Source organism: Bacillus sp. JJ783 (assembly GCF_036963225.1).
Taxonomy (GTDB): domain Bacteria; phylum Bacillota; class Bacilli; order Bacillales; family Bacillaceae_G; genus Bacillus_A; species Bacillus_A cereus_U.
The window spans coordinates 16,463-43,390 of record NZ_JBALMG010000016.1; the positions used below are offsets into that span (position 1 = coordinate 16,463).

A 26,928-nucleotide genomic window follows, 5' to 3' on the forward strand; every position below is an offset into this window, starting at 1 on the left:
ATTTTAATTATGTCTATTAAAACAAGATTTTTATTTTCTTATATCGCTGTTATTCTCGTTTCCATTACGCTTATATTAGTTACGGGATTTTTAATTGTTTTTTCGATAACTGGTGATTTAGAATCAGTGAAAAATTTCTACAAAAGTTCTTATATTCAAAAGCCACTGACGGCAGAAGAAGAAAATATTTTTCTTGAATTGAAATCGGAGGCTAAACAGAATCAATCGCAATTGTTAGATGAATCGTTCATGTCATCGATTGAAGAGGAGGATGTGAAAATAGTTGTAAGGAAAGGAGAAGCAATTTCATATGCTTCAAAAGTATTTGAAAGCGTAGCTTTAAAAGAAGCTCTTCCAAAGTTTGAAAAGACAAATATCAATAGTCGTGGCACAACGGAACTAAATGGTACATTTTATCGATATGTAAAATTTGATTTTTATTTTCCAGAGAATGAAGAAGGGAGTATATTTGTACTAAAAAAGCAAAGTTCGTTCGTAGATCTTACACAAAAATTATTTCCAATTTTGTTCGTATCGCTCTTACTTTTAGCCATTTTACTTATTGGACTATTAAGTTACTTCGTTTCAAGAAGTGTGATAAAACCAATTTTTGTATTGAAAGATGCGACTGAGAGAATTAAAGAAGGAAATTTAGATTTTCAAATTCCAGCTACATCGCATGATGAAATAGGACAGTTAAACCAAGGATTTGAGGAAATGAGGAAGAAGTTAAAAGGGTCGATTGAGATGCAAACGCAATATGAAGAAAATCGAAAAGAACTTATTTCAAACATCTCTCACGATTTAAAAACACCAATTACATCTATTATAGGCTATGTGGAAGGAATAAAAGATGGGATAGCAAATACGCCGGAAAAAATGGATAAATATTTAACAACCATTCATACGAAAGCAAAACATATGGACACACTCATTGATGAACTCTTTTTGTTTTCGAAGCTCGATTTGAACCGAGTTCCATTTCAGTTTGAAACGATAGAGTTAAATATGTTTATGCAAGATTTAATAGAAGAGATGCAGATGGATTTAAGTGAAGAAGGTATATCTGTATACTTACAATTACAGCATGTATCACCGCTATATGTAATAGCGGATCGTGAAAAAATAAAGAGAGTTATATCGAATTTAATTCATAATAGTGTGAAGTACATGGATAAAGGTGAGAAAAAAATTACCGTTACAGCATCAAGTAATGAAAACAAAGTTATCGTGAAGGTAAAGGATAATGGATCAGGAATAGAATCTGATACACTTCCATATATTTTTGAGCGTTTTTATCGTGCAGAGCAATCACGAAATTCTAGCACAGGTGGAAGTGGACTTGGTTTAGCGATAGCGAAGCAAATTGTTGAAGAACATGGTGGGGAAATTTGGGCAGAAAGTAAGCTTGGAGAAAGCACAAGTATTTTCTTCTCGCTGCAAAAAGTACAGGAATGTGGTGAATGAATTGAAGAGAGTTTTACTAATTGAAGATGAAGTAAGTATTGCAGAATTACAGCGAGATTATTTAGAAATTAATGATTTTCAAGTTGATGTAGAGCATTCTGGAGAAACAGGCTTACAAAGGGCTTTACAGGAAGATTATGACTTAATTATTTTAGATATTATGCTTCCGAAGATGAACGGATTTGAAATTTGTAAACAAATACGCGCTATAAAAGACATTCCTATTTTGCTTGTTTCAGCGAAAAAAGAAGATATAGATAAAATTCGCGGACTCGGATTAGGTGCGGATGATTATATAACGAAACCATTTAGTCCAAGTGAGTTAGTCGCGAGAGTAAAAGCACATATTTCTCGTTATGAAAGATTATCAGGAAATATGGTTAAGAAACGTGATACGTTATACATTCACGGGATTTCTATTGATCAGCGAGCGAGGAAAGTTTTTATCAATAATGAAGAAGTTTCGTTTACAACGAAGGAATTTGATTTATTAACATTTTTTGTAATGCATCCAAACCAAGTGTTAAATAAAGAACAGTTATTTGAACGTATTTGGGGATTAGACTCAGCTGGTGATTTAGCGACGGTTGTTGTTCATATTAGAAAGTTGCGTGAAAAAATTGAAAGAGATCCTGCTCATCCGCAATATATTGAAACAGTGTGGGGAGCTGGTTATCGCTTTAATGTGTAGTGAACCTGTCAAATTGTTGATAGGTTTTTTTATTGAAAAAAATGAGATTAAAAATATATTATCTTTATTTTATCTTTTTTTAATAATTTATTTATAGGCAATTTATACCCGCTATTTATTATAAATATCATAGGAAACAATGAAGATATTAATCATAAATTTGGAGGGTATAAAGATGAAAAAAATGAAATTTTTAGTACCAGCAGTAATTGGATTTACAGTACTTGTAACAGGGTGCGCGCAAGGTGAAACGAAGGCGGAATCAAAACAAGAAACGAAGCAAGAGGCGAAAAAAGAGAAGAAAAAACAACAAGCACAAATTACGAAATTAGAGCCGTTAAATGCGATGACATTGCAACTAACGTTTGCTAAACCGTTATCAGAAGAAGAAGTGAAATTAGAAAACTTAGATGCTATTAAGAAAAACTTCGTGTTTAGTAATGGCCTGGAAATTGTGAATGTACCGAGACTAAAAACAGGGGCAACGAGTACATATATCGTACCTGTAAAGGTGCAAAAACCAGGTAAAAAATATACGTTAAGTTATAAGGGTGGTAAAAAAGAAAAGTTTGAAGGAAGTTCGGAAAAGATTAATGTTCGCCAAGCGAAGCAAGTGACAAATGATACGTTTGAAATTGAATCATTTTTAGAAGATGGTGTGGTAGATTATGCAAATATTATTGAAGCGTATAAAGCAGGAAGAGGTAATCAAGCATTCCAATTAGATGAAGAAAATAAAGATAAAGATGGTAAACAATATCAAATCATTTCTTCACTTCGTGATAGAAAACTAACGATTACAGCAAGTTCAGGTGAGAAAATTGAAGTTGGATATGTTCCGTTTACACAAGCAGCAGATGGTAGACAAGCGCCTAAATTCCGCCTACCTGCAGGGCAAACGTTGAAACCAGGAACAGAGTACACAATTACGTCTGACTGGGTAACCGTTAAAAATCCGAAATTTACTGCTTCAGTTATTGCGCCATTAGTCATTCAAAGTGCAGAAGCAATAGACAATAAATCTATTCAAGTTACATTAGATAAAGATCCGAGCATGGAACTCTTTGCTGGTAGAAAAGTAGAGTTGCAAAGTGAAGATGGAAAGAAAGTAGAAGCACAATATCGCTTCAGCTCTCGAAAAGGTACAGTAGGAATCTTCGACTTACAAAATGGTGCAACTCTGCAGCAAGGAATGAAGTATATAGTTGTGCCGATGGGAGGTTGGGCGACTGGGGAACAAGTTACATTTGTAGGGAAGTAAAATATGAAAAAAGTAGCAGGTTTAGTGCATGCTGCTTTTTTTTTGTAACGATTTATAAAATTTTTGAGTAGTAGAAGTAAATAAGGCGACTTCTTCTAAAAAAGGATAATGGTTACTGTCCTCAAATGGCACAAAAATAGAATTGCGTATCCCCTCATGCATTTCAATAGAATATTGAATCGGGCACTGCACATCATGTCTTCCGCAAATAATAAGCGTCTTTGTATGGATAGAAGGTAAGTACTTTCTTAAATCAAATAACGGATATTCATAAGAGAAAGCGTTCATCCGGCTAGCGGACATTGTTTTTTGGATTGGTTTACAAAAATAAGAGTTGTAGTTTTCAGGTTTATACAATGATAATTTGGTTCTCTTAGTAGATAATTCTTTTCGTTCTGCATTTGTAAGATGAGGGCTTTTCAAGTTTTCGATGAGTTCTTGCATATAATGAAACTGTGGATGTTCTGGATGATAAATACAAAATGGTGTTTCGGTATAGTTACTTGCTGCGGCTCCGGCCATGACTAATGATTGCAAGGAAGTTGGATATGTAATGGCATATAAAAGTCCAAGTATACCGCCTGTTGAATGACCAGCAAAATGCCATGTGGGAAATTGTAAAGATTCTCGAATCGCTTCTAAGTCGTGAATCGTTTCGATCATACGTAATTCATTTTCTGACCGGGCTTTTACAGAGTTACCAGCGTCTCGTAAATTAATAAGGAATACACGATGTGTAGAAGTAAAAACATCCGCAAAGTAATCACCAGTTTCATTAAATTGTGAATAGTGATGTGTAATGCAAAGCGGTTCACCATTTCCTTTTGTAAAGAGTTCAAATGTGCCACGTTTCGTGTTAATTATTTGTTGTTTCCACATAATATCACTCCCTTGTCTTATAAAAGTTGGACCAGTCCATTAGTAACTGAAAATATATCAGCGATTTTTCGATTATATCGGCCGCAACTCGAAATATATCAGCGATTATTAAAATATATCGACTTACCGACAGAAATCGACAATAAATAAAAGGAGGCTGTTCAAAAAGCGAGCCTCCTTTCTGCTTAATACAAAGATTTTGTCATATTATTCCGAATAATTTCAAGGGATTTCGCTACAGTTAATGCATTTTTTTCTTCGATTTCTGGTTTTCTAGGGATAGGTTGATACATGTTGTCTGGATCTTCCCATGTGAGGGGAAGTTCTGTTTCTGCTTGTCCTTTCCAAGCGTCAATCCATTCTGGAGGGAGATAACCTGAGATGTTTTGGATGTTGTTCATTTCGAGCCAAATGAGTGCCCAGGCTCTTGGGACGACACGCCAGTGGTCGTAGCCACCGCCGCCGACGGCAATCCAGCGACCATTGCAATATTCATTAGCGATTTCACGAGCGAGTTTCGGTATTTCACGATAAATGTTCATCGTTGCGCAAAGGTGTGTGAGTGGATCGTAATAATGAGCGTCAGCACCATTTTGCGTTAAAATAATATCCGGTTTAAAGTACTCTGCAACTTCTTTTACAACAGTTCGATATGAATTTAAAAATGATTCGTCTTCTGTAAAAGCATCGAGTGGAACGTTAAAAGAATAACTATATCCATTTCCTTGTCCACGTTCATTTACTGCGCCAGTTCCAGGGAATAAATAACGCCCAGTTTCATGTAATGAAATGGTGCACACGTTAGGATCGTCATAAAAAGACCATTGTACCCCGTCACCGTGATGAGCATCTGTATCAATATATAAAACGCGTAAACCGTATTTCTTCTGAATGTATTTCATTGCGATAGAGCTATCATTATAAATGCAAAAGCCAGATGCTTTACCACGAAAGCCATGATGTAAGCCGCCGCCTAAATTGAGGGCGTGCTTTACTTTCCCGGAAAGAACAGCATCGACAGCTGTTAACGTACCGCCAACGAGTAATGCACTTGCTTCATGCATATTTGGAAACATCGGTGTATCTTCTGTTCCGAGCCCATATGTCATCGCAATTGATTTTTCTAACTTTCCTTCTCCAGCAAGTTTTACCGCATTTATGTACTCCTCTGTATGAATGAATGCAATTTCCTCATCCGTAGCCATTCTTGGCGAGATGACTTGAGAAGGGGAGATAAAACCACTCTTTTGTAATAAATCATACGTAAGTGTGACGCGTAGTTGGTTAAAAGGATGATCAGGGCTAAAAGAATAGCCCCGAAAATCATCCGAATAAATGAAGGCGCTGCTCATGCTTGCATCCCCATTATGTTTGGCCATAATACGCGGTAGCCCTCTGCTTCAAGTGCATCAATCACTTTTAGAGGATTCATCGTTTGAATGCGGAAAACAAGTACTTTATCATTCTCGTCTTTTGCTGGATAGACGAGAACGCTCACAATATTAATTTGTAAATTGCTAAAAATAGCAACTACTTTTCCGAGAATACCAGGTTCATTCTTCACTTGAATTTCAATTTGTGAACTAGGCTGATGTGCTCCTGTTAATTTCACTAATGTGTGCAGTACTGTAGATTCGGAAATAATGCCTACTAGCTTTCCGGCCTTTGTAACAGGGAGACAGCCAATTTTATTTTCAAAAAATAAAGTAGCAATTTCCTCAACGAAATCAAGAGGATGGCAAGTCATGACAGGGTGTTTCATAATAAGTTCGAGCGGTTGCTGTAGCATATCGAGTGAAACTTGTTCATCAAGAATTGATGGACTTGCATCTCTTACATCCCGGTCAGAAATAATGCCTACTACGTGATTATTTTGATCGACAATTGGAATGTGCCGAATGCCTTTTGTACGTATCGTTCGGATTGCTGTTTCAATTGTATCGTTTGGATGTAGTGTCACTACATTTTGATTCATAATTTCTTCTACAATCATTCCAGTTGCCCCCTTTATTAATACATAAAACGATTGTGAAAACGTAGACGATCAAATGCTTGAATAGAATCCGTATCAACGCGTTTACCGATGCGAACCATTAAACAGTTGGCAGGATGTGAACATATTTCAGGATCATCTGTAGCCATCCATTGTAACCCACCAGCATTCATCATCTTTTCCATTACTTTTCGGTATTCCCAAACATTTAAGCCTGTTTGTTTTAAATCCCAGTGCCAATAATATTCAGTCGTTAATATAATGTAATCTTCCATATGATCGTCCATCATTGAAACTTCTAATAAGTTTTTTCCGACAGAGCAACCGCGAAAGGCTGGGACAACTTCAATCGCCCCGAGTTCAATTAAGTTTTCAATTTTTCCTTCTGACCATCGCTCGAGCGGATCAGGATATAAGTATGTAACATATCCAACGATCGTTTGGTCATGTCTAGCAATAATGAGACGAGCTTCTGGTAATTTAGAAATTTCGACAATTGCTTTATATTGCTGCTCGGCAGGACGAAACGCAATTAAGTCTGGATGAAATTCATACATTTCAAGATTATGTGTAGAGACAGGACCTTCAATAATTAAAGTACCTTTCGCTGTTTTTAAGTTTCTGGCATTATATATTTTTTTATGAATCAATTTATTGCTCACCACCTTGAGGGTTTGTGAATCTATTAATATCGTACTTTATAATATATGCGATGTGAATCGAATTTTGTCATTAAAAATTTGTCTAAAAATCAACAAAAATACTGAAAATTTTAAATAATGTCATTATAATAGATAATAGAATACATAGGAGGGGGATGTAAAGTATGAAAGTGGAAACGCTTCCTGTCATTAAAGGAGAAAATAATTTGCCGAATTATGAAGAGGCATACGCGAATTTTAACTGGGAAGAGGTTAATAAAAACTTTACTTGGAATGAAACTGGCCGAGTAAATATGGCGTATGAGGCAATTGATAAGCATGCGAAATCCGATCGAAAGAATAAAGTAGCACTTTATTATCAAGATGGATCGCGAAAAGAGAAATATACGTTTAAGGAAATGAAGGATTTTTCTAATAAAGCAGGAAATGTCCTGAAAAACTATGGCGATGTTGAGAAAGGCGATCGCGTTTTTATTTTTATGCCGCGTTCCCCAGAATTATATTTCGCACTTCTAGGTGCAGTGAAATTAGGGGCAATTGTTGGACCATTATTTGAAGCATTTATGGAAGGCGCGGTACGCGATCGTTTAGAAGATAGCGAAGCGAAGGTGTTAATTACAACTCCTGAATTGTTAGAGCGCATACCATTAAATGATTTACCAGCTTTAAAAACGGTCTTTCTTGTTGGAGACAATGCAGAAGAAGGCGGTAAAACTGTAGCGTTCAATCCTTTATTTGAACAAGCTTCAAAAGAATTACATATCGAATGGTTAGGCCGTGAAGACGGTTTAATTCTTCATTACACATCTGGTTCTACTGGTAAGCCAAAAGGCGTCCTTCATGCGCAAAACGCAATGGTTCAGCATTATCAAACAGCGAAATGGGTATTAGACTTAAAAGAAGATGATGTATATTGGTGTACAGCTGATCCTGGCTGGGTAACTGGAACAGCTTACGGTATTTTTGCACCGTGGTTAGTGGGGGCATCAAATGTTATTTTAGGCGGGAGATTTAGTCCAGAAGCGTGGTATGAAGCGTTACAAGATTACGGTGTAACAGTTTGGTATAGTGCACCAACAGCGTTCCGTATGTTAATGGGAGCTGGACAAGATGCAATTAAAAAATATGATTTATCACAAGTGCGTCACGTATTAAGTGTTGGTGAGCCATTAAATCCAGAAGTAATTCGCTGGGGTATGAGCGCATTTGGACTTCGTATTCATGATACGTGGTGGATGACAGAAACAGGTGGACAAGTTATTTGTAACTATCCTTGTATGGAAATCCGTCCAGGTTCAATGGGTAAACCAATTCCAGGTGTGAAAGCAGCGATTGTTGATAATGAAGGAAATGAAGTGCCTCCATACACAATGGGGAATTTAGCGATTGGTAAAGGTTGGCCAGCTATGATGCGTGGAATCTGGAATAACCCACAAAAATATGATTCTTACTTCATGCCGGGAGATTGGTACGTATCAGGTGACTCAGCTTATATGGACGAAGATGGATACTTCTGGTTCCAAGGACGTATTGATGATGTAATTATGACGTCAGGTGAGCGCGTTGGTCCGTTTGAAGTAGAAAGTAAATTAATCGAGCATGCTGCGGTTGCAGAAGCCGGTGTAATTGGTATTCCTGATCCAGTACGCGGGGAAATCATTAAAGCATTTATCGCGCTTCGCGTGGGATACGAACCGTCTGATGAATTAAAAGAAGAAATTCGTCAATTTGTAAAGAAAGGTCTAGCAGCTCATGCAGCGCCAAGACAAATTGAATTTAGAGATAAATTACCGAAAACGAGAAGTGGTAAAATTATGCGCCGCGTATTAAAAGCGTGGGAATTAAACTTACCAACAGGCGATTTATCGACGATGGAAGATTAAGAGAGAAAGGTCTGAACGATGATACGTTCAGACCTTTCTTTTTTGTGTTATGATAAACTTATATATACGTGTCGGAAGGGGAGAAGGAAATGAACACAGAAAAAGAAAAGATGATACAAGGGGAAATGTACATACCGGCTGATCCCGTTTTAGTAAAGGACAGGGAGCAAGCTCGTATATTAACAAGAAAGTTAAATGAAACATCAGAAGTAAGATTAGAAGAACGTAGTGCAATCGTAAAAGAACTATTCGGAACGACTGGAGATAACATTCATATTGAATCTTCTTTTAGATGTGATTATGGCTATAACATTCACGCTGGTGAAAATTTTTACGCGAATTTTGATTGTACGATTTTAGACGTATGCCCAGTTACAATCGGAGTGAATTGTATGTTAGCTCCAGGAGTTCACATTTATACAGCAACGCACCCACTTGATCCGGTGGAGCGCATAAGCGGATCAGAGTACGGAAAACCAGTAACAATTGGCGATAACGTATGGATTGGCGGAAGAGCGATTATTAATCCGGGCGTAACAATTGGACATAATGCAGTCATTGCATCTGGAGCTGTTGTAACGAAAGATGTACCGGATAATGTAGTAGTGGGCGGGAATCCTGCGAAGATTATTAAAAAAATAAAATAATATTTGAACGAAGTGCCTTCCTCGTCTGTATACATTTATGAAAGAATAGATGAGGGAGGCTTTTATATGTCTAATAAGTTACTTCTTACTTTTGCTTTAATTGGAATTATAGTCGTATTTTCTTGTGGTCTGTTATTACCGATGCCGATTGGATTTAAAGTTTCAATGATTACAGCTGGAGTTATGATGATTGTTATGTTTTCAATCATTATTCCGTTTGATAGAAAATATATAGTGCGGAAAAAAGGATATAAAATTGATTTTACAAAAACAAAAGTGTATTTTCGCTGGAATGTATTTGATACTATCTCGGCCAGTCTTGCAGTGTATGCATGCATATGTGTGCAAGCATTAAACATTTTAGTTTCAACCGGCCATACAATTCAAAACCCATATGTTCAATTTTTTACGAATCAATCACAAGTGTGGATTATTGTCGCAAGTGTATATTTAATTTCCCGAATTTCATTAACGTTAAAAGGAATAAAGGAGATCAAAAATCATGGCGCAGATTGGGATTGAGGAGGAGCTCATGCTTGCGTATCAAAGTGGAGATAAGCAGGCTGGGGAAAAACTATACGTTTTATTGAAACCAGCGCTATATACATTTTTGTATCGTTTTAACCGAGATGAACAATTAAGTAGCGACCTTGTGCAAGATACGTTTTTGACGTTAGAACGCAAGAAACATATGTATGAAACCGAAAAAGGAAAAATAAAAACGTATTTATTTCAAATTGGTTATCGTCTTATGATAAATAAATTGAATAGAAGAAAGAAATGGCGTTCTCTTTTACCGTTTTTAGTGCCGATTCAGGAAAAGGAGTTTTCCCATGAAGACCGTCTTACAGTAAGAGAAGCAATTTTGAAAGTTCCTGAAGAGCAAAGAGCTGTTCTCATTCTTTCTTATTATCATGATATGCAGCAAAAAGAGATTGCAGATGTATTAAATATTCCTATTGGAACAGTGAAGTCGAGACTCCATAATGGGATAAAGAAATTGAAACAATTGCTGGAGGTGGATGAAATTGAGCGAAAATCCCTTTAAGAATGAATATAAATTAAAGCAGCATTTAGATAGTGACCATGTAGAAATACCGGATTTTCCGAAAACGGTAAGTCGCTTCGATCGATTACTCGGATTTCTTGCTTCTCCAGCGAAAGATCCTGTGGAAGCGACGATTGGGAATGATTTATCGGTTTTGTTTCATATATCATTATTAGTCGGTGTCCCAGTTCTTTCTCTTATTACGATACTCCTTGCGACGTTGTAAAGGATTGGGAAGGAGAGAAACCCTACCTCTATTTGACATGCCTATATAAATGATGGTATAAAGAAAAGTATATGAATAATTGAGCGTGGAAAGGGAGAAGTAGTGATCATTTCCCTGTTTTAGAGAGCTGATGGTCGGTGAAAATCAGCACATAGATGATCGCGAATTACGCCCCTAGAGCATCTTTTTTCGATTGAGTTATATTCAAAAGGGAAAAGACGGTGCTAAGCCGTTATGTAAATAAGGTGGTAGGCTTTTTTGTCTGCAACTAGGGTGGTAACGCGATGATCAAAATCGTCCCTTATTTGAAGGGGCGATTTTTTTATGTTTTCAACCTTCACGCCAGTAATGAACTTAAAGGAGAGTATGTAGGATATGGGTATTTTACAAGATCTTGAATTTCGCGGGCTAATTAATCAGCAAACAGATGCTGAGGGATTAGAGCAATTATTAGAAAAAGAAAGCGTTAAATTATACTGTGGTTTCGACCCGACAGCGGATAGCTTACATATTGGTCATATGTTACCAGTATTAATGTTACGTCGTTTCCAATTAGCTGGTCACCAACCAATCGCACTTGTTGGTGGTGGTACTGGTATGATCGGTGACCCAAGTGGTAAAAAAGCAGAGCGTACATTAAATACGAAAGATACAGTTGCTTACTACACGGAAAGCATTAAAAACCAACTTTCAAACTTCTTAGAGTTTGAAAATGTGGACAACCCAGCAACGATGGCTAACAACTATGACTGGCTTGGTAACTTAGATGTAATTACATTCTTACGCGATATCGGTAAAAACTTCGGTTTAAACTATATGTTAGCAAAAGATACAGTAGCATCTCGTTTAGAAACTGGTATTTCATTTACTGAGTTTAGTTACATGATTTTACAATCATACGACTTCTTAAACTTATACCAACAACACAATTGCCGTCTTCAAATCGGTGGTAGTGACCAATGGGGTAACATTACAGCTGGTCTTGAATTAATCCGTAAATCAGAAGAAGATGCGAAAGCATTCGGTTTAACAATTCCACTAGTTACAAAATCTGACGGTACGAAGTTTGGTAAAACAGAGGGCGGCGCAATTTGGTTAGACCCAGAGAAAACAACTCCTTACGAGTTCTACCAATTCTGGATCAATACAGATGACCGCGATGTAGTTAAATACTTAAAATACTTCACATTCTTATCTCATGAAGAAATTCTTGAGCTTGAGAAGCAAGTAACTGAAGCACCAGAAAAACGTGCAGCACAAAAATCATTAGGATCTGAAATGACAAAACTTGTTCACGGCGAAGAAGCGTTAGAGCAAGCAATTAAAATTTCAGCTGCATTATTCAGTGGCTCAGTAGCAGAACTTACTGCAAGCGAAATCGAACAAGGATTCAAAGACGTACCATCTGTAGAACGTACTGCAGAAGATACGGTATTAATCGACTTACTTGTAGAAAGCAAAATCTCTCCATCTAAACGTCAAGCACGTGAAGATGTAACGAACGGTGCAATCTACGTAAACGGTGAGCGTACACAAGCGTTAGACTATGTTGTAACAGAAAACGACCGCATCGAAGGTAAATTTACAATCATTCGCCGCGGTAAGAAGAAATATTTCTTAATTCGTTACTAATCAGAAACGAATGTAAAACAAATAGTACCCCGAATGGTAGGCTGAAAAGTCTATCGTTCGGGGTTTTTATGTATGCATTTAAATTGCCTCATGATTTCTTTTAAATAGAATATGAAGAATTAATACGAGCATGTAAAGTAAGCTAATTAGCATAACAACAAATGCTGTTGGATAAAATTTTGCTGCATATATAAAGAAATCGATTTGATAAATATCTTGGTAATTTGAAACGGTGCCTTTAAAGTAATTCGTAAACTTAGCACTATATTTCCATTCATCAGGATAATCTATCAAATTACTCCCTTGATACCAACTCATAAGTGCTGAAGTAATAAACAGCATACATGCACTGCCCAATTGAACCATTTGGTTTATTGTCAAAACGAATCGACCTCCTATTTTATGGTTATTATAGCGTGCATTCGTATTCCTGTAACCTTTTTGTTGTAATCTCCTTTTCGAGTTCATACGGAAATCACATGTAAGCGGTATGATAAACGTATAACAAATAGAAAGGAGTGGTAAAACGAAATGTCACTAGAAGCGCTCATTATTTTTTCTTTGCTAAATGCAGGACAGCTTGCAGAGAACACGAAGGTTGATATACATAAAGAGCAGAAAGATGCTTATGTATATGTTCAAAAAGAGGAAAATAAATAACTTTATTTTATATATAAAAATGAAGGCTGTTTGAAGTAACTGTTTAGTTGCTTTAAACAGTCTTTTTTAGCTAGAAAGAATAAATCTGTCTAAGGATGTCGTCGATAAATCAAAGAGAAAATGTCGTTATTATATGCGTAGTTTTAACTGTAATTATTAGATGTAAATTAAAAAAGTCTTTTTTAAAAAATAAAGGGGGTGTGAAATGTCTACGAAAATCTATAAATTATTACATAATAAAAGCCACAACTCATATGAGTGTGACTTAAATGTTTTTATTCAGCTTCAGCCTCGAAGCGTAAAGTGATTAAAACTCAAATGAAACCATAAGATATCTAGCAGGATTTATTTTCCTAGATTTGAAATTGTTATATCAATTTTGTTTCTTTTTGCAGTGTTTAAAGCGTTGCTTAGTAAATCTAAAAAAATTGTACCTGTTGGAGTAGCATGATAATTGGCTAAACTAGTTATTTTATTAGGGATTTTATTTCCCCAAGGTGGCTGTTTTTCCATGTGCTCAATATCCCAAATGACTTCTGCAGGAGGTAATTCACTTAAAATTTTTCTTATCTCTTCTACATTTTGAAGTGCTTCTTCTGTGTCCTCCCAACGTAACTTGTCGAAATATAAATTCTTCATTAATAGTGGGTACTTAGTGCCCCAACCTTCAGACTCTGTATGATATGACATGGTTGAAAAAAAGCTATGTAAAAAATCAGGGTGTCCTGTTTCATAGAAAAATATATCTACTTTAAATCCTACTGCCATTAATATCAATCCTCTCGCTTAAATATTACGTTTTTGATGAATAATTACATAGACCAATAAAAAGAAGAACGTTTACCCTCAATACAAGGCGTTCTTCTTTTTTCTTTTATTCTTCGTCTTCAAAATCACGTAAGTTATTAAGCAATTCTGTGAAAGAGGAACAAACAGGGTAAATTGCTTCTTCCATCTCTTCTTCTTCGTGGTCCCAAAATACAACAGTTGGAGCTTCGAGATTATTTCGGTAATCAAAGCATAGAAGGTTACCAAACGGGTCTCTAGCAAAAGGGTATACTTTATCAACTAATCTATCTTTTATACCTTCATAGTTTTGGACAATCGAATATTTATCTTCTATATGAAGAGTTAAGAGGTCACTGAATACATTTTCATCTTGTCCTGGTACATCAAATACTTTTGGGTTAGGGTATCCCCCGTCATATTTCTTCACGCACGCAACAAAATCGTTGGGTAATTTAATATTAAAATATTGTTCTATCTTTTGGATTTCTTCGTCTGTAACTGGTGTTTTACTCATAAAGGACCATGTAATATTGTTCATTTTTGCCACTCCTTATTTATCGCTATCTTTTCCCCAAATTCTATATCCACCTGTATGACCAGTATCGTGATGTATCTGATAATCTACAAGTTGCATTCTACCAGTATCTTGATGGTGATGCCATGTGTAATGCTTTGGTGTTTCACCTTGTTTAAACATTTGAATTTCTTCTTTCGTAAATTTTGAAGCTAAATCAGGGTCTTTTATTATTTGTTCGTATAATGCTTTACTACATTTTCTAAAATGTGTTGGTCTAGATTTTTTGAAGTCTGCCTCTTTGAGGATTACCTCACCCTTAGATTTAAAAATAGGGAACCCATCTGCATCATACGGAATACCTGTAACAGGATGTTTGTCTCCTGCCAACTCACCTTTTCTTAATCTTATTGTCTTAGGGCCATTTGGACCTTCATAAGTATATGGAGCTGCTTTCTGCAAATACTGTTGGATACTTCCAACTCCTGCATATGAGAAAGGAGTTCCAGGTATGAATTCATAGTTATTTAATATATGCAATGCATTTCTGTATGCAGAGGAGTTTGTTAGAAGCGATTTTCCTTTTGTAAGACTTGTAACAGCTGCTACTTTTCCTACTTGTCCAACTTTATCCAGACCTTTGCTACCAATAAAACCAGTGAGTAGCGAAGTGACTGCATAAGCTGCATAATGTTCTCTGCTTTCCATATCCCCATTCCAAAATTCATTCATGAATGAATCTGATAAAGCATTCCATGCAGCGGGAAGTGTTTCCTCATAGTTTACAATCGCATCCCGCATATTCAACCAGGTCTCTTTATCTCCCAAAGTAACAAATCCGTCCCATGCGTCTACAACGCCATCTACTACACCAGTGGAAATACCAGTCCAGGCATCGTTCAAATCCTTTTTATTTCTATCCCAAAAGGATTGTTCTGATTGTGGTGGGATTTTGCCGCACATTGCACCTTCTTCAATTGAATTATCAGCCTGACGCTTCCTATCTTCTGTAATTGCTTGGATAGAAGTCACCCATTCCATATTCAACCCTTGTGTACTAAATGTACCACTTGCAGGACTAAAACCTTTTCCACTTTGGACTTCTGCAAGACCTGTTGCAATACTAGCAGCTAATTGAATTGCTGTACTGTAGTTATTGCTAGATGTTTGGTTGAACTGATACAAATGATCTAACTTTTCTTGAAGTTTGCGCCTCATGGCAATAAAAAGATTTACCATAGCGTCCATACCTGGGATTGGCATAGCTTGACTGATAGCTTCCATACTTGCCTTCATTCGGTCAATTTCTCGAATTTGTTCTAATATTTCTTGTTCGATTACATCTGTCGAAGCGACCTGTGATTGAAATTGATTTGGAAAGGCATCATTCTGACGAATTAGTTCTTCACACAAATAAATGATTCCTTGTGCTAAAGGACGAAAAGTTTCTGCAAAGAATGCCTTTGCACTGTCATATGTTTGCCCTTGTAGAACAGTATCACTGGTGAAAGCATCAATCGACTGAATAGCTTGTTCCATACCTTGAATAGTAGCGGTACAGAAAGCATTCATACTTTGTGTTTGAGCCTGTACTTCTCCCAGATACATATTTAAAGACATGAACTTTCCCTCCCCTTTACAAGGAAATAATACCAATTTAAGGGGAGGGTTGTAAATGGAATATTCTCATAAATTAATGATCAAAGAGGTACTTGTTCATTAAGTTCTTTAATCTCATTCGGATGCTCGGGTGATGCAGGGGTTTTTAAGGTTGAATGTAAATAGAAAAGGGGAAGGTATAGTTTATGTACAAAAGAATACGTTGTAAAAATAATATTAACAAAAGGGGAGTATAGGAAAGAAAAATGAGTTATGGGATAGAGCGTAGTATGTTTCCGGTGTTAGAAGAAGAGGGGAATTTTTATTAATGTGAATAAAAAATTGATGAAATTCTAGAGAGAGGGTTAATTTTTATTAACTATAGACTTGCAGTTCTTTTTTATTTTGTTACATTGTTCCGTTTCTATACATATACCGGCTATATTCAATAAAAAAAGCCCAGGCCCCTTGATAAACAAGGTTCCTAAGGCTTTTAATAATACTCTTTGCAGAGTACCGAGATTAACGAGAGTAGAACTCGATAGTATTAAAAAGCCTTATTATATCAGTGTTTGGAGTAGGTTTATTATTAACTAGCCCCAAATTTAGCCCCACTTTCTGCTAAGCTTTGACTAAATAACTCTACTGACATAGATTCCATTTCCTTTAATACATGGCCATAAATTTCATAAATCATTTGTGGAGTATTCCCTAAACGTTCGGCAATTACTTTCACATTTAAACCTTGATTTAATAATATGGTGCAATGTGTATGACGTAAGCCATGTATTGTTATCGAAGGAAGGTTTGTTTTATTTAATACTCTCCTAAATGCATATAGGACACTGCTATCTGTTATAGGTTTTCCAGTTTGATATGATGTAAATACAAAAGATTCATCATGTAGTTTATATCCAAAAGACAGCATTGTTTCCATGCACCATTTCCGATAGACCTTCAATTGATTTACTAATACATCATCTATTAGAATTGTTCTATAGCTATTTTTTGTTTTGGGTGATCGTACACCTTTATTATCCCTGGTACGTTCAATAGTAATTGTTTTTTTATCAAAATCGATGTTTTTCCATTGCAAACCACAAGTTTCGCCTCTACGAATTCCTGTGTATGCAACGGTTAATAAAAATGTATAGTTTGTGGTGTTTTCTTCTTGTTTCGCTACTTTTAAAAATTCAACTAATTGCTCAGGTGTGAAATAATTGTTGTTTTCGTCTTTAACAGTTTCTTGGCTTGAAAGTTTAATTTTTGTGAAGCGATTACGAGACAATATTTCATCTTCTACAGCTGCGTTAATAGCGATCTTGAATAGGGTGTGAAATAAATGAACTGTACTTGGCTTATATTTCTTTTCAAGTACATTCAAAAATTCTCTCTTATATGTGGTTCTATCCAATGTTTGCAACTTGTAACGGCCAAGTAATGGTTTCATTTGTAAGCGAATAGCCATTTCACGTTGCGCTCGAGAGGTTGGTTTCCAACTATTTTTATGAGTGTTATACCAAATATCTAACCATTCCCCAATGGTCATTTGATCATGTTCGACTTGTTTAGATTCGCCACGTAGTGTTGCAGCCTTCACTTCTAATAGTGATTTTAGGGCTGCTTTTTCTGTTTTAAACCCACTTTTTTTCTTCTCTTTACGCTTTCCAATGTTGTCATAATACTTATGACGGTACATCCATAGTTTTTCATTCTTTGCATTGAAATAATAGTATATTTCCGGTTCTTTTGCTGATTTGTGTAACTTCACCATTACCATTCCTTTCATTGCTTTGGCTGGCGTATGCATAGGAATGGATAAGTGTTAATTAAGGCTACTAATCTTTGGCATGATTAGATGAATCTTTCTTCAGGAATGCAAACCTATTTTTTAATTCATTATATTCTTTCTCGATTTTTTTCATCTGAAGGATAGCTTACTTCAAGTTTTCAAATAGGACATCTAACATTTTTGTAGCTAATTTCCTGTTTTCTTTAGTCAATGCTTTACCATTAAAGTAAACATTACTTTGCTCTAGAATTTCTTTTATGTCTGGATATTCATGTCTACGGTAATCTTCTGCTGCATAAGATTTATTTTCTGCTTCTTTTTCCTCCAGTTTTATGGAATGAAAAAATGTTTCCATTTCACTCAAGTTAAATCTTAGCTCTGCTATGCGTCTTTCTAGGAGAACTTTCCTCGCATACAAATTCTGTTTTTCTTCTTCAGAATCACATTGTTGCAGTTCTTTTTCAATTGCATTCAATTCGTTAACATTCATTGCATAGGATGCTTCGTCAGATTTTATCTGTTCTTTGTTTATATATCCTGCTTTTATCATTAAATCGGTGTATCCGACGTTTAATACTTTAGACAATTCAGTTATTGTTTTTGCGTTAGGAGTATTTGTGCCAAGCTCCCACATTCTTATTGTACTTTCAGCTTTTCCAAGCTTTTCAGCGAGTTGTTTTTGCGTAAATTTGTTGCTTTTCCTTAATTCTTTTATTTTCTCTCCGAATGTAGATGGTTTCATTTTTTTTCACCTCTCATATAGTACATATCCTTATTAAAGCATCCTATAAGGTGATTAGCAAGAAAAAACAGCATAATAAATGCTTGACAGCATTTCAGATGCTGTGATAAGTTATAAGCATAGTAAATGCGGAAAGGTGGTGCGAGTGAAAGTGACTGTACGACTTAAAGTATTTAGACAAGAAATTAGGCTAACTCAGCAGCAAATGGCTAATTCTATAGGGGTATCGCTGTCGATGTATGAGAAAGTCGAGCGTGGAAGTATTAAGGCATCAAGGAACTTTATAGATGCTTTAAAACACACATATCCTCACATTGATATCAATTATATTTTTTTTTGGTATTAAACAGCATTTTAGATGCTGTTTTGATAGGTGGAGATTAGAAAAAAGAGGGGGGAATAACAGTGCTTCCTGCAAATGTGCAAGTGAATATTGATGAAAAAGCTATTAAGAAATACATACTTCAGCAGATAGATCAACAACTTCATGAAACATTATTGATGATCGATCTTGAAAAATTAGTAGTTATTACATCAATGAGTAAGAGATTCCTAGAAGATGAGATTTTATCTGATCCACGTATGAGATTAATAGAGCGACGTCGCAACAGAAAACGTTGGTGGTTCTATAAGCAAGCTCTTGAAGTAATAACAGAAATTGTAGATGAATGGTAAGCAACAACGCTTTGGCTGGCGTGTGCATAGGAAACAAAGTCCATAAAAGATTAGGTGGATAATACTTATTAATTCAAATTGCTTGATATTTTGTAGCAACGTCGATTTTGAAACAATTGAGGTGAATAGGTTAATGAAAACTGCTGAAATACGTGAAGACAAGTTACATGTGATTTTAGAAAAAGCGGAGAACGGTGATCCAAAAGCAATCAAAGTTTTAAGAGAAATTAATCGAATATTAAAGCAAGTATGATGGTTCCTTTTAAAAACATTATTAAGAGAAAAGGAGGTGAGAAAGTGTTATCTACTATAACATCACATAAAGAAAAAATAGAGCTTAAATATGACAGGTTAATAGATATAACTAGTTTTAAATCCCTTACTAATACCAATGCATTTAACGAAAAAATATCATATGGAGAGTTCTTAAACAGGATAAGCGATCCTATGATAACTACCAAAAAAGGAAATGCAGGCGGGTTTGTAGGAGGGTATGTTCAAAATAAAAGAAATAAAGAAAATGTTAAAAGCAGAAGCATAATATCGATTGATATAGATGAAGTGCCACAAGGTTTAAATGTTTGGGAGAACATTGAGGGCTTTACAAATTTCGCGGTTGCTATGTATTCAACACACAAACATACAAAAGATGATCCGCGGTACAGAATCATCATACCTTTGCTTTACGACATTGAGCCGGAACACTATGAGGAGGTTACACAATATTTAGTTGGCATTCTCCAAATGTGGATAGATGAAAGTTCTTACCAATTTGAACGACACATGCACTATCCAACATGCAGTAACTCTAATGATTACGAATTTTATTATCAAGACTTACCCTTTTTTGATGCAAGTTTTCTTACAAAACAGCATGAAGAAATTAAGACGTTTAAAAAGAATGAAAAAGTGGACCCACGCACAAAGCAAAACTGGATTGGGGCATGGACAAATATTTATTTCGTTACGGACGTTTTGAACAATTTCTTATCTGATAAATATGAGCCATTTAGAAACAACAGATATATCTATATTGATGGCAGCACTAAAGGTGGATTAATTATTTATGATGGTGACACACATGCGCATAGCAATCATTCAACAGACCCTATAAGCGGTAAGAACGTAAACAGTTTTGACTTATATAGGCTACATAAATTTTCCCACCTAGATAACGGCACGGAGGATATGAAGGACAAGCCTAGTTATAAAGCTATGATTGAGCATTGTAAGAAAGACGAAAAAGTGAGGGCGTATTACGAGGAACATATAAGTGGTGGACAAGGCATTCATAAACAAGAAGAACCAAAAGTACAAAATGAAATAGATTTTAAAAGAAATAGCAGAAATAAAATTCTTGTTAAAGCTGAAAATACTAAGAAGTTATTAGATTCAATGGGCATAGAGGTTTATTACGATGTTATAAGAAAACGTGAATACTTATCATCCCTAATTTTATATTTTGATGGTGAAATAGCAGATCATCATGCGCAAGGGATTATAGAAGAAGCTATTGATATGGATTATTTCATAACAAAGGATAAACTAATTGACCATCTTTTATATTTAGCTAGCTGTAATAAGAAGAACAAAGTAGCTGAATATTTCTTAAACGTATCTAAGAAATGGGACGGAAAGAGTCGTATCGAGGAAATTTTCACCACATTAAACGCTAGATCAGATAGAGAATTAGGAATTGCATATTTAAAAAAATGGGCAATCCAAGCTGTTAAACTTGCATTTAACGAAAATGGGAAGATGAATCAAGAATTTGTACTTGTCCTTCAAGGTTCTCAAGGTTGTGGGAAAACATTCTGGTTCAAGTTGTTATTTAACTCACTAGGTGATGATTATTTTAAAACAGGTAAAAGACTTAACCCAGAGAATAAAGACAGTGTAATCGAAGCAGTAAGCAACTTTGCTGTTGAGTTAGGTGAGTTAGATTCCACAATGAAATTTGAACAGGCGGCACTAAAAGCATTCTTTACAGAGAATGTTGACGAGTTTAGACGACCATATCAGAGGTTATCAGTTAAATATCCGAGGATGACAGTATTTTTTGCAACTGTTAATGACGATGAATTTTTGAAAGATAAGACAGGAAATAGACGATACGCTGTAATAAACGTAGGCGATAAGATAAGTGACTTAAAAGCGATTGATATTGACCAGTTTTGGGGAGAAATCGCCACAATGGCGTTAAAAAATGCTTCCCACCTTCTTACTAGTGAAGAAGCACAGAAACAAAAAGAACACAACGAAGAAAGTGAACTGCAGACACATGAAGAAATTGAAATTTTAAGTGGATTTTCTTGGGGTACATCTAAAGAACTGTGGACGTGGAAGAGCAGTAAAGTTATTTTCAAGGAATTGGATTTAACTAAGAATACGAAAAATGCAGCTATAGCACTTAAGAAGTACGGTGCAGTAAGAAAACAAAAGGGTAAAGACAGAGAAAGAGGATGGATAACACCGCCTTTTGCTGGTAAACCTTCATGTTAATAGAGTGAACAGGTAATTGTTATGGTGAACACAAGCGAACACGTAGGTGAACAGGTAAAACACAAGTTGCTGTTCTACCTTTAAACCCAGTCATACCAATGGATAGAGGGAAAAGCGAACACCATGAACACCATAATCTATATAAAAGTGTAAAAGTAAGAATATAGAGAAGTAGGTAGAGAGAGTAGCAGAAAGAATTCATAGTTTGTTACTTTTGCCGATTTCTGGTGTTCATAGTGTTCGCCTTGCCGCAAACCTAGTCATATCAAGGTTTTGGGGTAGAACGTTTACATTAAATATGTGTTCACCTTGGTGTTCACTATTAATCTAGATGCTGTTCACCCAGTGTGAAGGTGCGTGTGAGGTTACTTTTTCGGATACAAACTAAAAAAATGGAGGTAAGTCAATGGCAACTAAAAAAGCTCCAATCGTATTAGCAATTGAACGTGATGAAAAAGGAAATCTTAGTACATGGTGTCAATACTGTAGAAAGTTTCATCATCACGGAACAGGTGAAGGACACAGGGATGCACATTGTTTTGAGGAAGATAGTCCATATATTCGTACAGGTTATGTCCTTAAGAAGATGAAACTATCGGGTAGAGAGGTTGTTACAAAGAGCGAACCTAAGTAGGTGATACGTAATTGGTTTGCCTTAAAGATTATCAAATGTTAGAAGAAGAAATCGCTTATTTGGAATACAAGTTTAATAGAATACATGCTGAATTAAAACGTCAGAGTAAATGGGGGAAAGATATATTATCAATTAATACAGGCAATGAAGAAACAGAAAAGATACTGGATCAACTTAAGAAGAAGCTCACATTTAAGAAAGAACAATTGCAACAGCTCGTTGACTTAGTGAGTAATTTTAAAAACTTAGAACAACAGATACTTAAGCTGAAATATATTGATGGAATGACGTTGGAAGGCATAGGAACCAAATTAAATTACAGTACGCACTATATTAAAGTGAAACATGCTGAGATTATGAGAAGAATCAAGTTTGCAGAGAGATTAAAGGCAGGAGGATAAAGAACTGTGGAAGGAAAATAAAATATTTTAAAAACTATTTAATTAATTAAACAAGAATTGAATTGTTCATTTGTAAACAAAAATTAAAAATAAATTTTTCTATAATACCCCCCGGGTAAAATATAGAAACAATTTTGCTGGGGGACCAGGCAACGCGGGGGGGAGATTTGTCTTTTTATTTTTTGCTTTTCGCGCGCGGAAAATAGAAAAAAAGGCCTAAAAAAGATGCTTTCCTATTTTTTTAGGAAAACATTTATGTTTTTAATCGGTAAATTAAATTGTTACTTATGAACCTATAAACCGCATGAAATCAACGTTTGTTTCGTTAAATTCAGATTATCACAACTCAAATATACACGTCAAATAGTGATTTTCATTTTAAAAAAATAATAAAACAAGTGATGAAAGGGTGATGAAAGTATGATTTCAAATGAAGACAAAAAACAAACAGCTTATGAAATGTATAAAAGCGGAAAATACTCGTTTAAAGAAATCGCAGCAGAATTAGAAGTCAAAGAGAGTACGCTAAACAATTGGCGTCACCGTTACAAGTGGGTAGAACTATTGGCAAATGTAGATCGTCAAAAGCTTTATGATTTACTGATGTCTAAATTGAAAGATAAAGGTCTAGAAAACGAAATGCAATTCGTAGACATGGTGAATACGTACATGAAATTTTTCGATATCAAAAACAAATTGATTGAAGATATTGAAGAACGCGGCGTATCTGTAATGGGTGTAACGGGATCAGTCAAAAAGAATGATTCTATTTCAGAATTAACAAAAGTTATCACGTCTATGTCAAAGTTGCTGGAGTTTTTAGGTATCAACATTGAAGAAGCTGAAGACGATGAAGAACTTGATATATAAATAATAATATAACAGGAGGTCATGAAAACATGGCACATTTAGAAAATAGTTTAAAATTGAAAGAATTATTTTATCAACGAATCAAAACAGAAGAAAGAAGCCTTCCAATCCTGGAAAAGCTAAAATTAGCAGAAGAGTGTCAAAGAAACGTTACATCACGCGTCGAATATGACCATATTACAAAGATTGTATTGGAACTAGAAAAAGAGTATGAAGCCGAAAGGAAATTCGGTTACACTCCAACTGTTATTTTTAGCAAAGAAGACAAAGACCAAGCCGCGAAAGTTATCAAGAAAGATATCGCAGCAATGGACAAACGGTATATCGAGTTATGCAAACGAAAAAATGACTTAGAAACGTCTATTGCTGATGAAGTTGCCGCTATTAATGTAGAACTAAATGAAATGCATGAAGCTCACAGAAAGTTAATGCATTGTAACGTGCTTTACGGAAGTTATTACCGCGAACTATATGAAATGGTTACTTCTACGAAATCGGAGGTATTACGATAATGATTACACTATATGAAAAGATTCTATCGGCACGAGAAAGAAAACATGCTTATCATACTTATGATATTGAACTAACGCCACTAACAGATGCAGGGAAAGTATTATTCGGTCGGATGGACTTATTAAAGGAAGAAAGGGACGGACAAGTTGAAAACTGGTTAAAGAATGCTTTATCACGTAACAAAAGCAACTTCAAACCTAATGACAAATATACTTTTTACTATGATGATCCGAACGAATCAGAAGATCAGCGAGTAAATGAAGTATTACGTTATGTAGAAAACAAGATTTATAGAAAATGGGAAACAAGTACAAAATGGGGTAATTTAAAATCTCCTATACTTGGAGTCGACTATTCAGTGAAGATTGAAAAGAGAGTTGACGTGATCGACGAGCCGCAAAAGTCAGGTTCGAGACAAAAAACGTTAAAAAATCCAGCGATTGATGTAGAAGAAAAAGAAGTAACCGATACATTAGTTACTGAAGGTTAACGCTTGAAAAAAATTCAGATGGATTGGAAATTGAAATTATGAGGGAAATGTATACGAATGTTAATGAAGCAGGATTGAAGTTATACAACCTTCTTGATGGGAAGTTAATCTATTCAGAGATAGAACCAACTGTGTATCGTTTGGAGATTGAATAAGGTAGTTATAAATATATTATTCTAACAGAATTAAAATTATTAAAGAACACTGATTAATTAAAATTATGCAGTGTTCTTTTTTATTAAAATAGAATCTGTTCATCCGGCTGAGGAAGAAATGTGAAGAAAATAATAATAAAATAAAAAGTTGTAATATATCAGAATATTATGTAGAATTTTTCTGAGGGGCTTTGTAATTATTTGTAATAAAGAGGAGGGAAAGCGATTGGATTTTAAATATGTACCTACTTTTAGGTACAGAAGCCAAGAAAGAAAAGCTCTTAATTCAACATCTATTAGCAATAAAATTTTACCGTTAATTGAAATTGTTACTGAAAAACCTACACAAAGGAGTAAAAAGGATTCTATAGAACAATTATTAACGGATTTAAAAGATACAAATACAAGTGTGATGATAGACATACCTATGTACATTAGATTACGGAATAATACTATAGGTAATGTTCGAAGATACTTGACACCAGTTTTAGCAGACCCTCAAACTAGAATTGATATTCTAACAGATAGTAGACTTGTAGATAGTGATAAAGTTATCCCTGTGATAACTTATAATCCAAACGATACATATATACCTAACTATCTTGCGCTTCAAAATCAACAACTAAGAAAATATTATAATCAACTTGCTTATAGGATTTACCCAAATGAATTTAGCAATACTATGAAGGAATTAGTCAACATTGTTACAGAAAGGGATATTATAATACTCGATTTAGATGAAACTCCGCACACGCACCCTGCAAATGATAATTTGTATAAAAGTGTACAACAGCTAAGTTCATCAAAAAAATGTAAGAGTGTACTACTAAGATCGGCTATTCCAAGAACTGTTTCAAATGTGAGTTTAAATCACAATGCTATTATTCAAGAGGCTGATAATAGTTTGTTAACTGCTTATAGTTCACTTGGTTTTTCAGCATTTGGGGATTATTGTGGAGTTAAAAAAGATGAATTAACTGATGGTGGGATAATAAGCCCTGGTTATATTAAGTATTCATGGGACGATAATTCTTATTATGGATTTAAAGGTATAAAAGAACAGGCAGATACTTTCGAAAGTATAGTAGCTCCATCTATAGTTTCTTCTCAAGTATGGAGTAGTTTTACGAAAGTGCACAAAGATAATTGTCGAGGATGTAAAAGTATAGATGGAATATACAATAAAATTAAAAAAGGTAAAAGCCAACCTGAGTGGAAAGGTTTCGCATGTGGCCATTACCTTTATACTATGGAGGAATTTTTATAATATACCCAGTAAGGATCAGCTTGTGTTGAAAAAAAAGACTGAATATCCACTGGCATAATTTTTTCAAAGTGATTACAAAGGTATCCCCAATTTTTATTATATCTTTTTTTTAATACCTTCTTATAGAGGGTATTAATTTTTTTATAATTTACTTTCTCGACAATTATTTCTTCTTTTACCTTTTTATTAGAAACAATATTGTCAATTTTACTTGCTTTTATAATCCAATCTAACTCTTTATTTGTTAAAGTTGAAAGTTGTGCTTCTGGTTTCATATTGTCACTTTTTAACGCCTTTTTTCGGAAACTAAATTTACAAACACCATGTTTTAAATTATAGGTAATTATTCCGCAATGCTGCGGGACTAATTCAGTGACCTTTTTTAAATGTGAAGGATGAATAATGACATAAACATACTCAAATACCTTTGAATAGTCTGTAATTTGTTTATGTAATTTATCCAATGTGTCTAGTTCTGTCTTTATTTCATATGCAATAGACTTACCATTAATCCTTCCGATATCTAACCTACTTGAATTTATTTTTAATTCAAATACAGTAATTTCATTAAGGCGATTAAGGTGATTTTTAATAAAATTGTATTTTATGGTAATTTCACCAGGGAAGTATTTCATAACCAACTCATTTATAATAGCGTGACCGACTACTGTTCGTTTAAAGGGTTTTATTTTATCAAATACTTCATTTGGAATTATTTCTTGTATGTTAGTCCAAATTTTAGAATCGAAGTCAAAAGGATTATATGATGAGTAAAGGAGTCGGGAGACCCTCTCTAGTTCATGTTGAGGTAAATTATCTTCTATAATTGTTAAACATTTACGTAACACCTTTCTATCCTCCTTTTCTAAAAGCCTTTCTCATTATAAATTCATTTATGTATTTTTTCTATAAAAAAGTTTTATTAACCTTTAATTT

31 protein-coding genes and 1 other annotated feature are annotated in these 26,928 nt (G+C 34.9%); of the genes, 20 read left to right on the forward strand and 11 right to left on the reverse strand.

The window, feature by feature from the left end; translation table 11 throughout:
• The first annotated feature begins 9 nt into the window (after positions 1-9).
• The 3 genes from V7038_RS04240 to V7038_RS04250 all read left to right on the forward strand — a co-directional run bounded on the left by V7038_RS04240 (position 10) and on the right by V7038_RS04250 (position 3,419).
• Positions 10-1,467, forward strand: coding sequence for a sensor histidine kinase (locus V7038_RS04240; RefSeq protein ID WP_002112299.1), 1,458 nt, complete (start codon positions 10-12; stop codon positions 1,465-1,467).
• Position 1,468: 1 nt separating this feature from the next.
• Entirely contained in the window at positions 1,469-2,158 is a 690-nt protein-coding gene (locus V7038_RS04245) for a response regulator transcription factor (RefSeq protein ID WP_033714038.1), read from the forward strand.
• 175 nt (positions 2,159-2,333) lie between these two features.
• Complete coding sequence (locus V7038_RS04250; protein ID WP_002112297.1) at positions 2,334-3,419, forward strand: hypothetical protein; 1,086 nt, start codon at positions 2,334-2,336, stop codon at positions 3,417-3,419.
• A gap of 21 nt (positions 3,420-3,440) precedes the next feature.
• On the opposite strand, the gene V7038_RS04255 is transcribed toward V7038_RS04250, so the two are convergent.
• From V7038_RS04255 to acuA, 4 genes are all read right to left on the reverse strand, one after another.
• Entirely contained in the window at positions 3,441-4,298 is an 858-nt protein-coding gene (locus tag V7038_RS04255; RefSeq protein WP_070129068.1) for an alpha/beta fold hydrolase, read from the reverse strand.
• 185 nt (positions 4,299-4,483) lie between these two features.
• Positions 4,484-5,650: an acetoin utilization protein AcuC gene (gene acuC / locus V7038_RS04260; protein WP_199659301.1), complete on the reverse strand. Its 1,167-nt coding sequence runs from the start codon at positions 5,648-5,650 to the stop codon at positions 4,484-4,486.
• The gene (locus V7038_RS04265) at positions 5,647-6,291 is read right to left on the reverse strand and encodes an acetoin utilization AcuB family protein (protein WP_070129067.1); all 645 of its coding nucleotides are present in this window, start codon (positions 6,289-6,291) and stop codon (positions 5,647-5,649) included. Before V7038_RS04265 ends, acuC begins: the two co-directional genes overlap by 4 nt.
• A gap of 17 nt (positions 6,292-6,308) precedes the next feature.
• Positions 6,309-6,941 carry an acetoin utilization protein acetyltransferase AcuA gene (gene acuA / locus V7038_RS04270; protein ID WP_002112293.1) on the reverse strand — a complete coding sequence of 211 codons (633 nt, stop codon included), beginning with the start codon at positions 6,939-6,941 and terminating at the stop codon, positions 6,309-6,311.
• Positions 6,942-7,117: 176 nt separating this feature from the next.
• Here acuA and acsA point away from each other — a divergent pair, with 176 nt between their 5' ends.
• The 6 genes from acsA (at position 7,118) to tyrS (ending at position 12,389) form a co-directional block, all read left to right on the forward strand.
• Positions 7,118-8,836 carry an acetate--CoA ligase gene (acsA, locus tag V7038_RS04275; RefSeq protein WP_002067621.1) on the forward strand — a complete coding sequence of 573 codons (1,719 nt, stop codon included), beginning with the start codon at positions 7,118-7,120 and terminating at the stop codon, positions 8,834-8,836.
• 89 nt (positions 8,837-8,925) lie between these two features.
• Positions 8,926-9,483: a maltose acetyltransferase domain-containing protein gene (locus tag V7038_RS04280; protein ID WP_335469270.1), complete on the forward strand. Its 558-nt coding sequence runs from the start codon at positions 8,926-8,928 to the stop codon at positions 9,481-9,483.
• Between the two features lie 66 nt (positions 9,484-9,549).
• Positions 9,550-10,005: a hypothetical protein gene (locus V7038_RS04285; RefSeq protein ID WP_002112291.1), complete on the forward strand. Its 456-nt coding sequence runs from the start codon at positions 9,550-9,552 to the stop codon at positions 10,003-10,005.
• Positions 9,986-10,531: an RNA polymerase sigma factor gene (locus V7038_RS04290; protein WP_002112290.1), complete on the forward strand. Its 546-nt coding sequence runs from the start codon at positions 9,986-9,988 to the stop codon at positions 10,529-10,531. Before V7038_RS04285 ends, V7038_RS04290 begins: the two co-directional genes overlap by 20 nt.
• On the forward strand, positions 10,512-10,757 hold the full coding sequence (locus V7038_RS04295) for a hypothetical protein (protein WP_002112289.1): 246 nt from the start codon (positions 10,512-10,514) through the stop codon (positions 10,755-10,757). The genes V7038_RS04290 and V7038_RS04295 overlap by 20 nt, the downstream gene beginning before the upstream one ends.
• 77 nt (positions 10,758-10,834) lie before the next feature.
• Positions 10,835-11,062, forward strand: a binding site (T-box leader).
• Between the two features lie 70 nt (positions 11,063-11,132).
• Entirely contained in the window at positions 11,133-12,389 is a 1,257-nt protein-coding gene (gene tyrS, locus V7038_RS04300; protein ID WP_002034349.1) for a tyrosine--tRNA ligase, read from the forward strand.
• A 78-nt stretch (positions 12,390-12,467) separates the two neighbouring features.
• Here the strand turns inward: tyrS and V7038_RS04305 are convergent, their stop codons facing one another.
• Complete coding sequence (locus V7038_RS04305) at positions 12,468-12,770, reverse strand: YjdJ family protein (RefSeq protein ID WP_071151593.1); 303 nt, start codon at positions 12,768-12,770, stop codon at positions 12,468-12,470.
• A 150-nt stretch (positions 12,771-12,920) separates the two neighbouring features.
• Here V7038_RS04305 and V7038_RS04310 point away from each other — a divergent pair, with 150 nt between their 5' ends.
• Positions 12,921-13,049, forward strand: a complete 129-nt coding sequence (locus V7038_RS04310; protein ID WP_002112286.1) for a hypothetical protein — start codon at positions 12,921-12,923, stop codon at positions 13,047-13,049.
• A gap of 345 nt (positions 13,050-13,394) precedes the next feature.
• Here V7038_RS04310 and V7038_RS04315 read toward each other — a convergent pair whose 3' ends face one another.
• The 5 genes from V7038_RS04315 to V7038_RS04335 form a co-directional block, all read right to left on the reverse strand.
• The gene (locus V7038_RS04315; RefSeq protein WP_002015572.1) at positions 13,395-13,817 is read right to left on the reverse strand and encodes an immunity 70 family protein; all 423 of its coding nucleotides are present in this window, start codon (positions 13,815-13,817) and stop codon (positions 13,395-13,397) included.
• 106 nt (positions 13,818-13,923) lie between these two features.
• Positions 13,924-14,376 (reverse strand): SMI1/KNR4 family protein, encoded by a 453-nt coding sequence (locus V7038_RS04320; protein WP_002112284.1) that lies wholly within the window; start codon positions 14,374-14,376, stop codon positions 13,924-13,926.
• Between the two features lie 12 nt (positions 14,377-14,388).
• A complete protein-coding gene (locus V7038_RS04325; protein ID WP_335469272.1) occupies positions 14,389-15,972 on the reverse strand; it encodes an HNH endonuclease in 1,584 nt (527 codons plus the stop codon).
• 568 nt (positions 15,973-16,540) lie between these two features.
• Complete coding sequence (locus V7038_RS04330; RefSeq protein ID WP_335469276.1) at positions 16,541-17,761, reverse strand: tyrosine-type recombinase/integrase; 1,221 nt, start codon at positions 17,759-17,761, stop codon at positions 16,541-16,543.
• A 127-nt stretch (positions 17,762-17,888) separates the two neighbouring features.
• On the reverse strand, positions 17,889-18,485 hold the full coding sequence (locus tag V7038_RS04335; RefSeq protein WP_335469278.1) for a helix-turn-helix domain-containing protein: 597 nt from the start codon (positions 18,483-18,485) through the stop codon (positions 17,889-17,891).
• Between the two features lie 79 nt (positions 18,486-18,564).
• Here V7038_RS04335 and V7038_RS29485 point away from each other — a divergent pair, with 79 nt between their 5' ends.
• From V7038_RS29485 to V7038_RS04385, 10 genes are all read left to right on the forward strand, one after another.
• Entirely contained in the window at positions 18,565-18,831 is a 267-nt protein-coding gene (locus V7038_RS29485; RefSeq protein WP_438825102.1) for a helix-turn-helix domain-containing protein, read from the forward strand.
• 59 nt (positions 18,832-18,890) lie between these two features.
• A complete protein-coding gene (locus tag V7038_RS04345) occupies positions 18,891-19,160 on the forward strand; it encodes a hypothetical protein (protein ID WP_335469280.1) in 270 nt (89 codons plus the stop codon).
• Between the two features lie 249 nt (positions 19,161-19,409).
• Entirely contained in the window at positions 19,410-21,662 is a 2,253-nt protein-coding gene (locus V7038_RS04350; protein WP_335469283.1) for a VapE domain-containing protein, read from the forward strand.
• Between the two features lie 406 nt (positions 21,663-22,068).
• The gene (locus V7038_RS04355; RefSeq protein WP_098642689.1) at positions 22,069-22,296 is read left to right on the forward strand and encodes a hypothetical protein; all 228 of its coding nucleotides are present in this window, start codon (positions 22,069-22,071) and stop codon (positions 22,294-22,296) included.
• A gap of 11 nt (positions 22,297-22,307) precedes the next feature.
• Complete coding sequence (locus V7038_RS04360) at positions 22,308-22,697, forward strand: sigma factor-like helix-turn-helix DNA-binding protein (protein WP_107886994.1); 390 nt, start codon at positions 22,308-22,310, stop codon at positions 22,695-22,697.
• Between the two features lie 420 nt (positions 22,698-23,117).
• A complete protein-coding gene (locus tag V7038_RS04365) occupies positions 23,118-23,567 on the forward strand; it encodes a terminase gpP N-terminus-related DNA-binding protein (RefSeq protein ID WP_113938572.1) in 450 nt (149 codons plus the stop codon).
• 29 nt (positions 23,568-23,596) lie between these two features.
• Positions 23,597-24,079 carry a DNA repair protein Rad50 gene (locus V7038_RS04370; RefSeq protein ID WP_335469286.1) on the forward strand — a complete coding sequence of 161 codons (483 nt, stop codon included), beginning with the start codon at positions 23,597-23,599 and terminating at the stop codon, positions 24,077-24,079.
• Positions 24,079-24,570: a hypothetical protein gene (locus tag V7038_RS04375; protein ID WP_016126715.1), complete on the forward strand. Its 492-nt coding sequence runs from the start codon at positions 24,079-24,081 to the stop codon at positions 24,568-24,570. The genes V7038_RS04370 and V7038_RS04375 overlap by 1 nt, the downstream gene beginning before the upstream one ends.
• Before the next feature lie 38 nt (positions 24,571-24,608).
• Positions 24,609-24,725: a hypothetical protein gene (locus V7038_RS04380; protein ID WP_016126716.1), complete on the forward strand. Its 117-nt coding sequence runs from the start codon at positions 24,609-24,611 to the stop codon at positions 24,723-24,725.
• A 226-nt stretch (positions 24,726-24,951) separates the two neighbouring features.
• On the forward strand, positions 24,952-25,992 hold the full coding sequence (locus V7038_RS04385) for a beta family protein (protein WP_016126717.1): 1,041 nt from the start codon (positions 24,952-24,954) through the stop codon (positions 25,990-25,992).
• Here the strand turns inward: V7038_RS04385 and V7038_RS04390 are convergent.
• Positions 25,968-26,840 (reverse strand): sce7726 family protein, encoded by an 873-nt coding sequence (locus V7038_RS04390; protein ID WP_016126718.1) that lies wholly within the window; start codon positions 26,838-26,840, stop codon positions 25,968-25,970. The genes V7038_RS04385 and V7038_RS04390 overlap by 25 nt on opposite strands.
• Positions 26,841-26,928: the final 88 nt, after the last annotated feature.

Bases quoted from the DNA above. Each gene is read 5' to 3' on its own strand.
- V7038_RS04240 (WP_002112299.1), top strand. From the start codon at position 10: ATGTCTATTAAAACAAGATTTTTATTTTCTTATATCGCTGTTATTCTC.
- V7038_RS04250 (WP_002112297.1), top strand. From the start codon at position 2,334: ATGAAAAAAATGAAATTTTTAGTACCAGCAGTAATTGGATTTACAGTA.
- V7038_RS04255 (WP_070129068.1), bottom strand. From the start codon at position 4,298: ATGTGGAAACAACAAATAATTAACACGAAACGTGGCACATTTGAACTC.
- acuC (WP_199659301.1), bottom strand. From the start codon at position 5,650: ATGAGCAGCGCCTTCATTTATTCGGATGATTTTCGGGGCTATTCTTTT.
- V7038_RS04265 (WP_070129067.1), bottom strand. From the start codon at position 6,291: ATGATTGTAGAAGAAATTATGAATCAAAATGTAGTGACACTACATCCA.
- acsA (WP_002067621.1), top strand. From the start codon at position 7,118: ATGAAAGTGGAAACGCTTCCTGTCATTAAAGGAGAAAATAATTTGCCG.
- V7038_RS04280 (WP_335469270.1), top strand. From the start codon at position 8,926: ATGAACACAGAAAAAGAAAAGATGATACAAGGGGAAATGTACATACCG.
- V7038_RS04285 (WP_002112291.1), top strand. From the start codon at position 9,550: ATGTCTAATAAGTTACTTCTTACTTTTGCTTTAATTGGAATTATAGTC.
- V7038_RS04290 (WP_002112290.1), top strand. From the start codon at position 9,986: ATGGCGCAGATTGGGATTGAGGAGGAGCTCATGCTTGCGTATCAAAGT.
- tyrS (WP_002034349.1), top strand. From the start codon at position 11,133: ATGGGTATTTTACAAGATCTTGAATTTCGCGGGCTAATTAATCAGCAA.
- V7038_RS04310 (WP_002112286.1), top strand. From the start codon at position 12,921: ATGTCACTAGAAGCGCTCATTATTTTTTCTTTGCTAAATGCAGGACAG.
- V7038_RS04315 (WP_002015572.1), bottom strand. From the start codon at position 13,817: ATGGCAGTAGGATTTAAAGTAGATATATTTTTCTATGAAACAGGACAC.
- V7038_RS04320 (WP_002112284.1), bottom strand. From the start codon at position 14,376: ATGAACAATATTACATGGTCCTTTATGAGTAAAACACCAGTTACAGAC.
- V7038_RS04325 (WP_335469272.1), bottom strand. From the start codon at position 15,972: ATGTCTTTAAATATGTATCTGGGAGAAGTACAGGCTCAAACACAAAGT.
- V7038_RS04330 (WP_335469276.1), bottom strand. From the start codon at position 17,761: ATGCATACGCCAGCCAAAGCAATGAAAGGAATGGTAATGGTGAAGTTA.
- V7038_RS04335 (WP_335469278.1), bottom strand. From the start codon at position 18,485: ATGAAACCATCTACATTCGGAGAGAAAATAAAAGAATTAAGGAAAAGC.
- V7038_RS29485 (WP_438825102.1), top strand. From the start codon at position 18,565: ATGCTTGACAGCATTTCAGATGCTGTGATAAGTTATAAGCATAGTAAA.
- V7038_RS04350 (WP_335469283.1), top strand. From the start codon at position 19,410: ATGATGGTTCCTTTTAAAAACATTATTAAGAGAAAAGGAGGTGAGAAA.
- V7038_RS04355 (WP_098642689.1), top strand. From the start codon at position 22,069: ATGGCAACTAAAAAAGCTCCAATCGTATTAGCAATTGAACGTGATGAA.
- V7038_RS04365 (WP_113938572.1), top strand. From the start codon at position 23,118: ATGATTTCAAATGAAGACAAAAAACAAACAGCTTATGAAATGTATAAA.
- V7038_RS04370 (WP_335469286.1), top strand. From the start codon at position 23,597: ATGGCACATTTAGAAAATAGTTTAAAATTGAAAGAATTATTTTATCAA.
- V7038_RS04375 (WP_016126715.1), top strand. From the start codon at position 24,079: ATGATTACACTATATGAAAAGATTCTATCGGCACGAGAAAGAAAACAT.
- V7038_RS04380 (WP_016126716.1), top strand. From the start codon at position 24,609: ATGAGGGAAATGTATACGAATGTTAATGAAGCAGGATTGAAGTTATAC.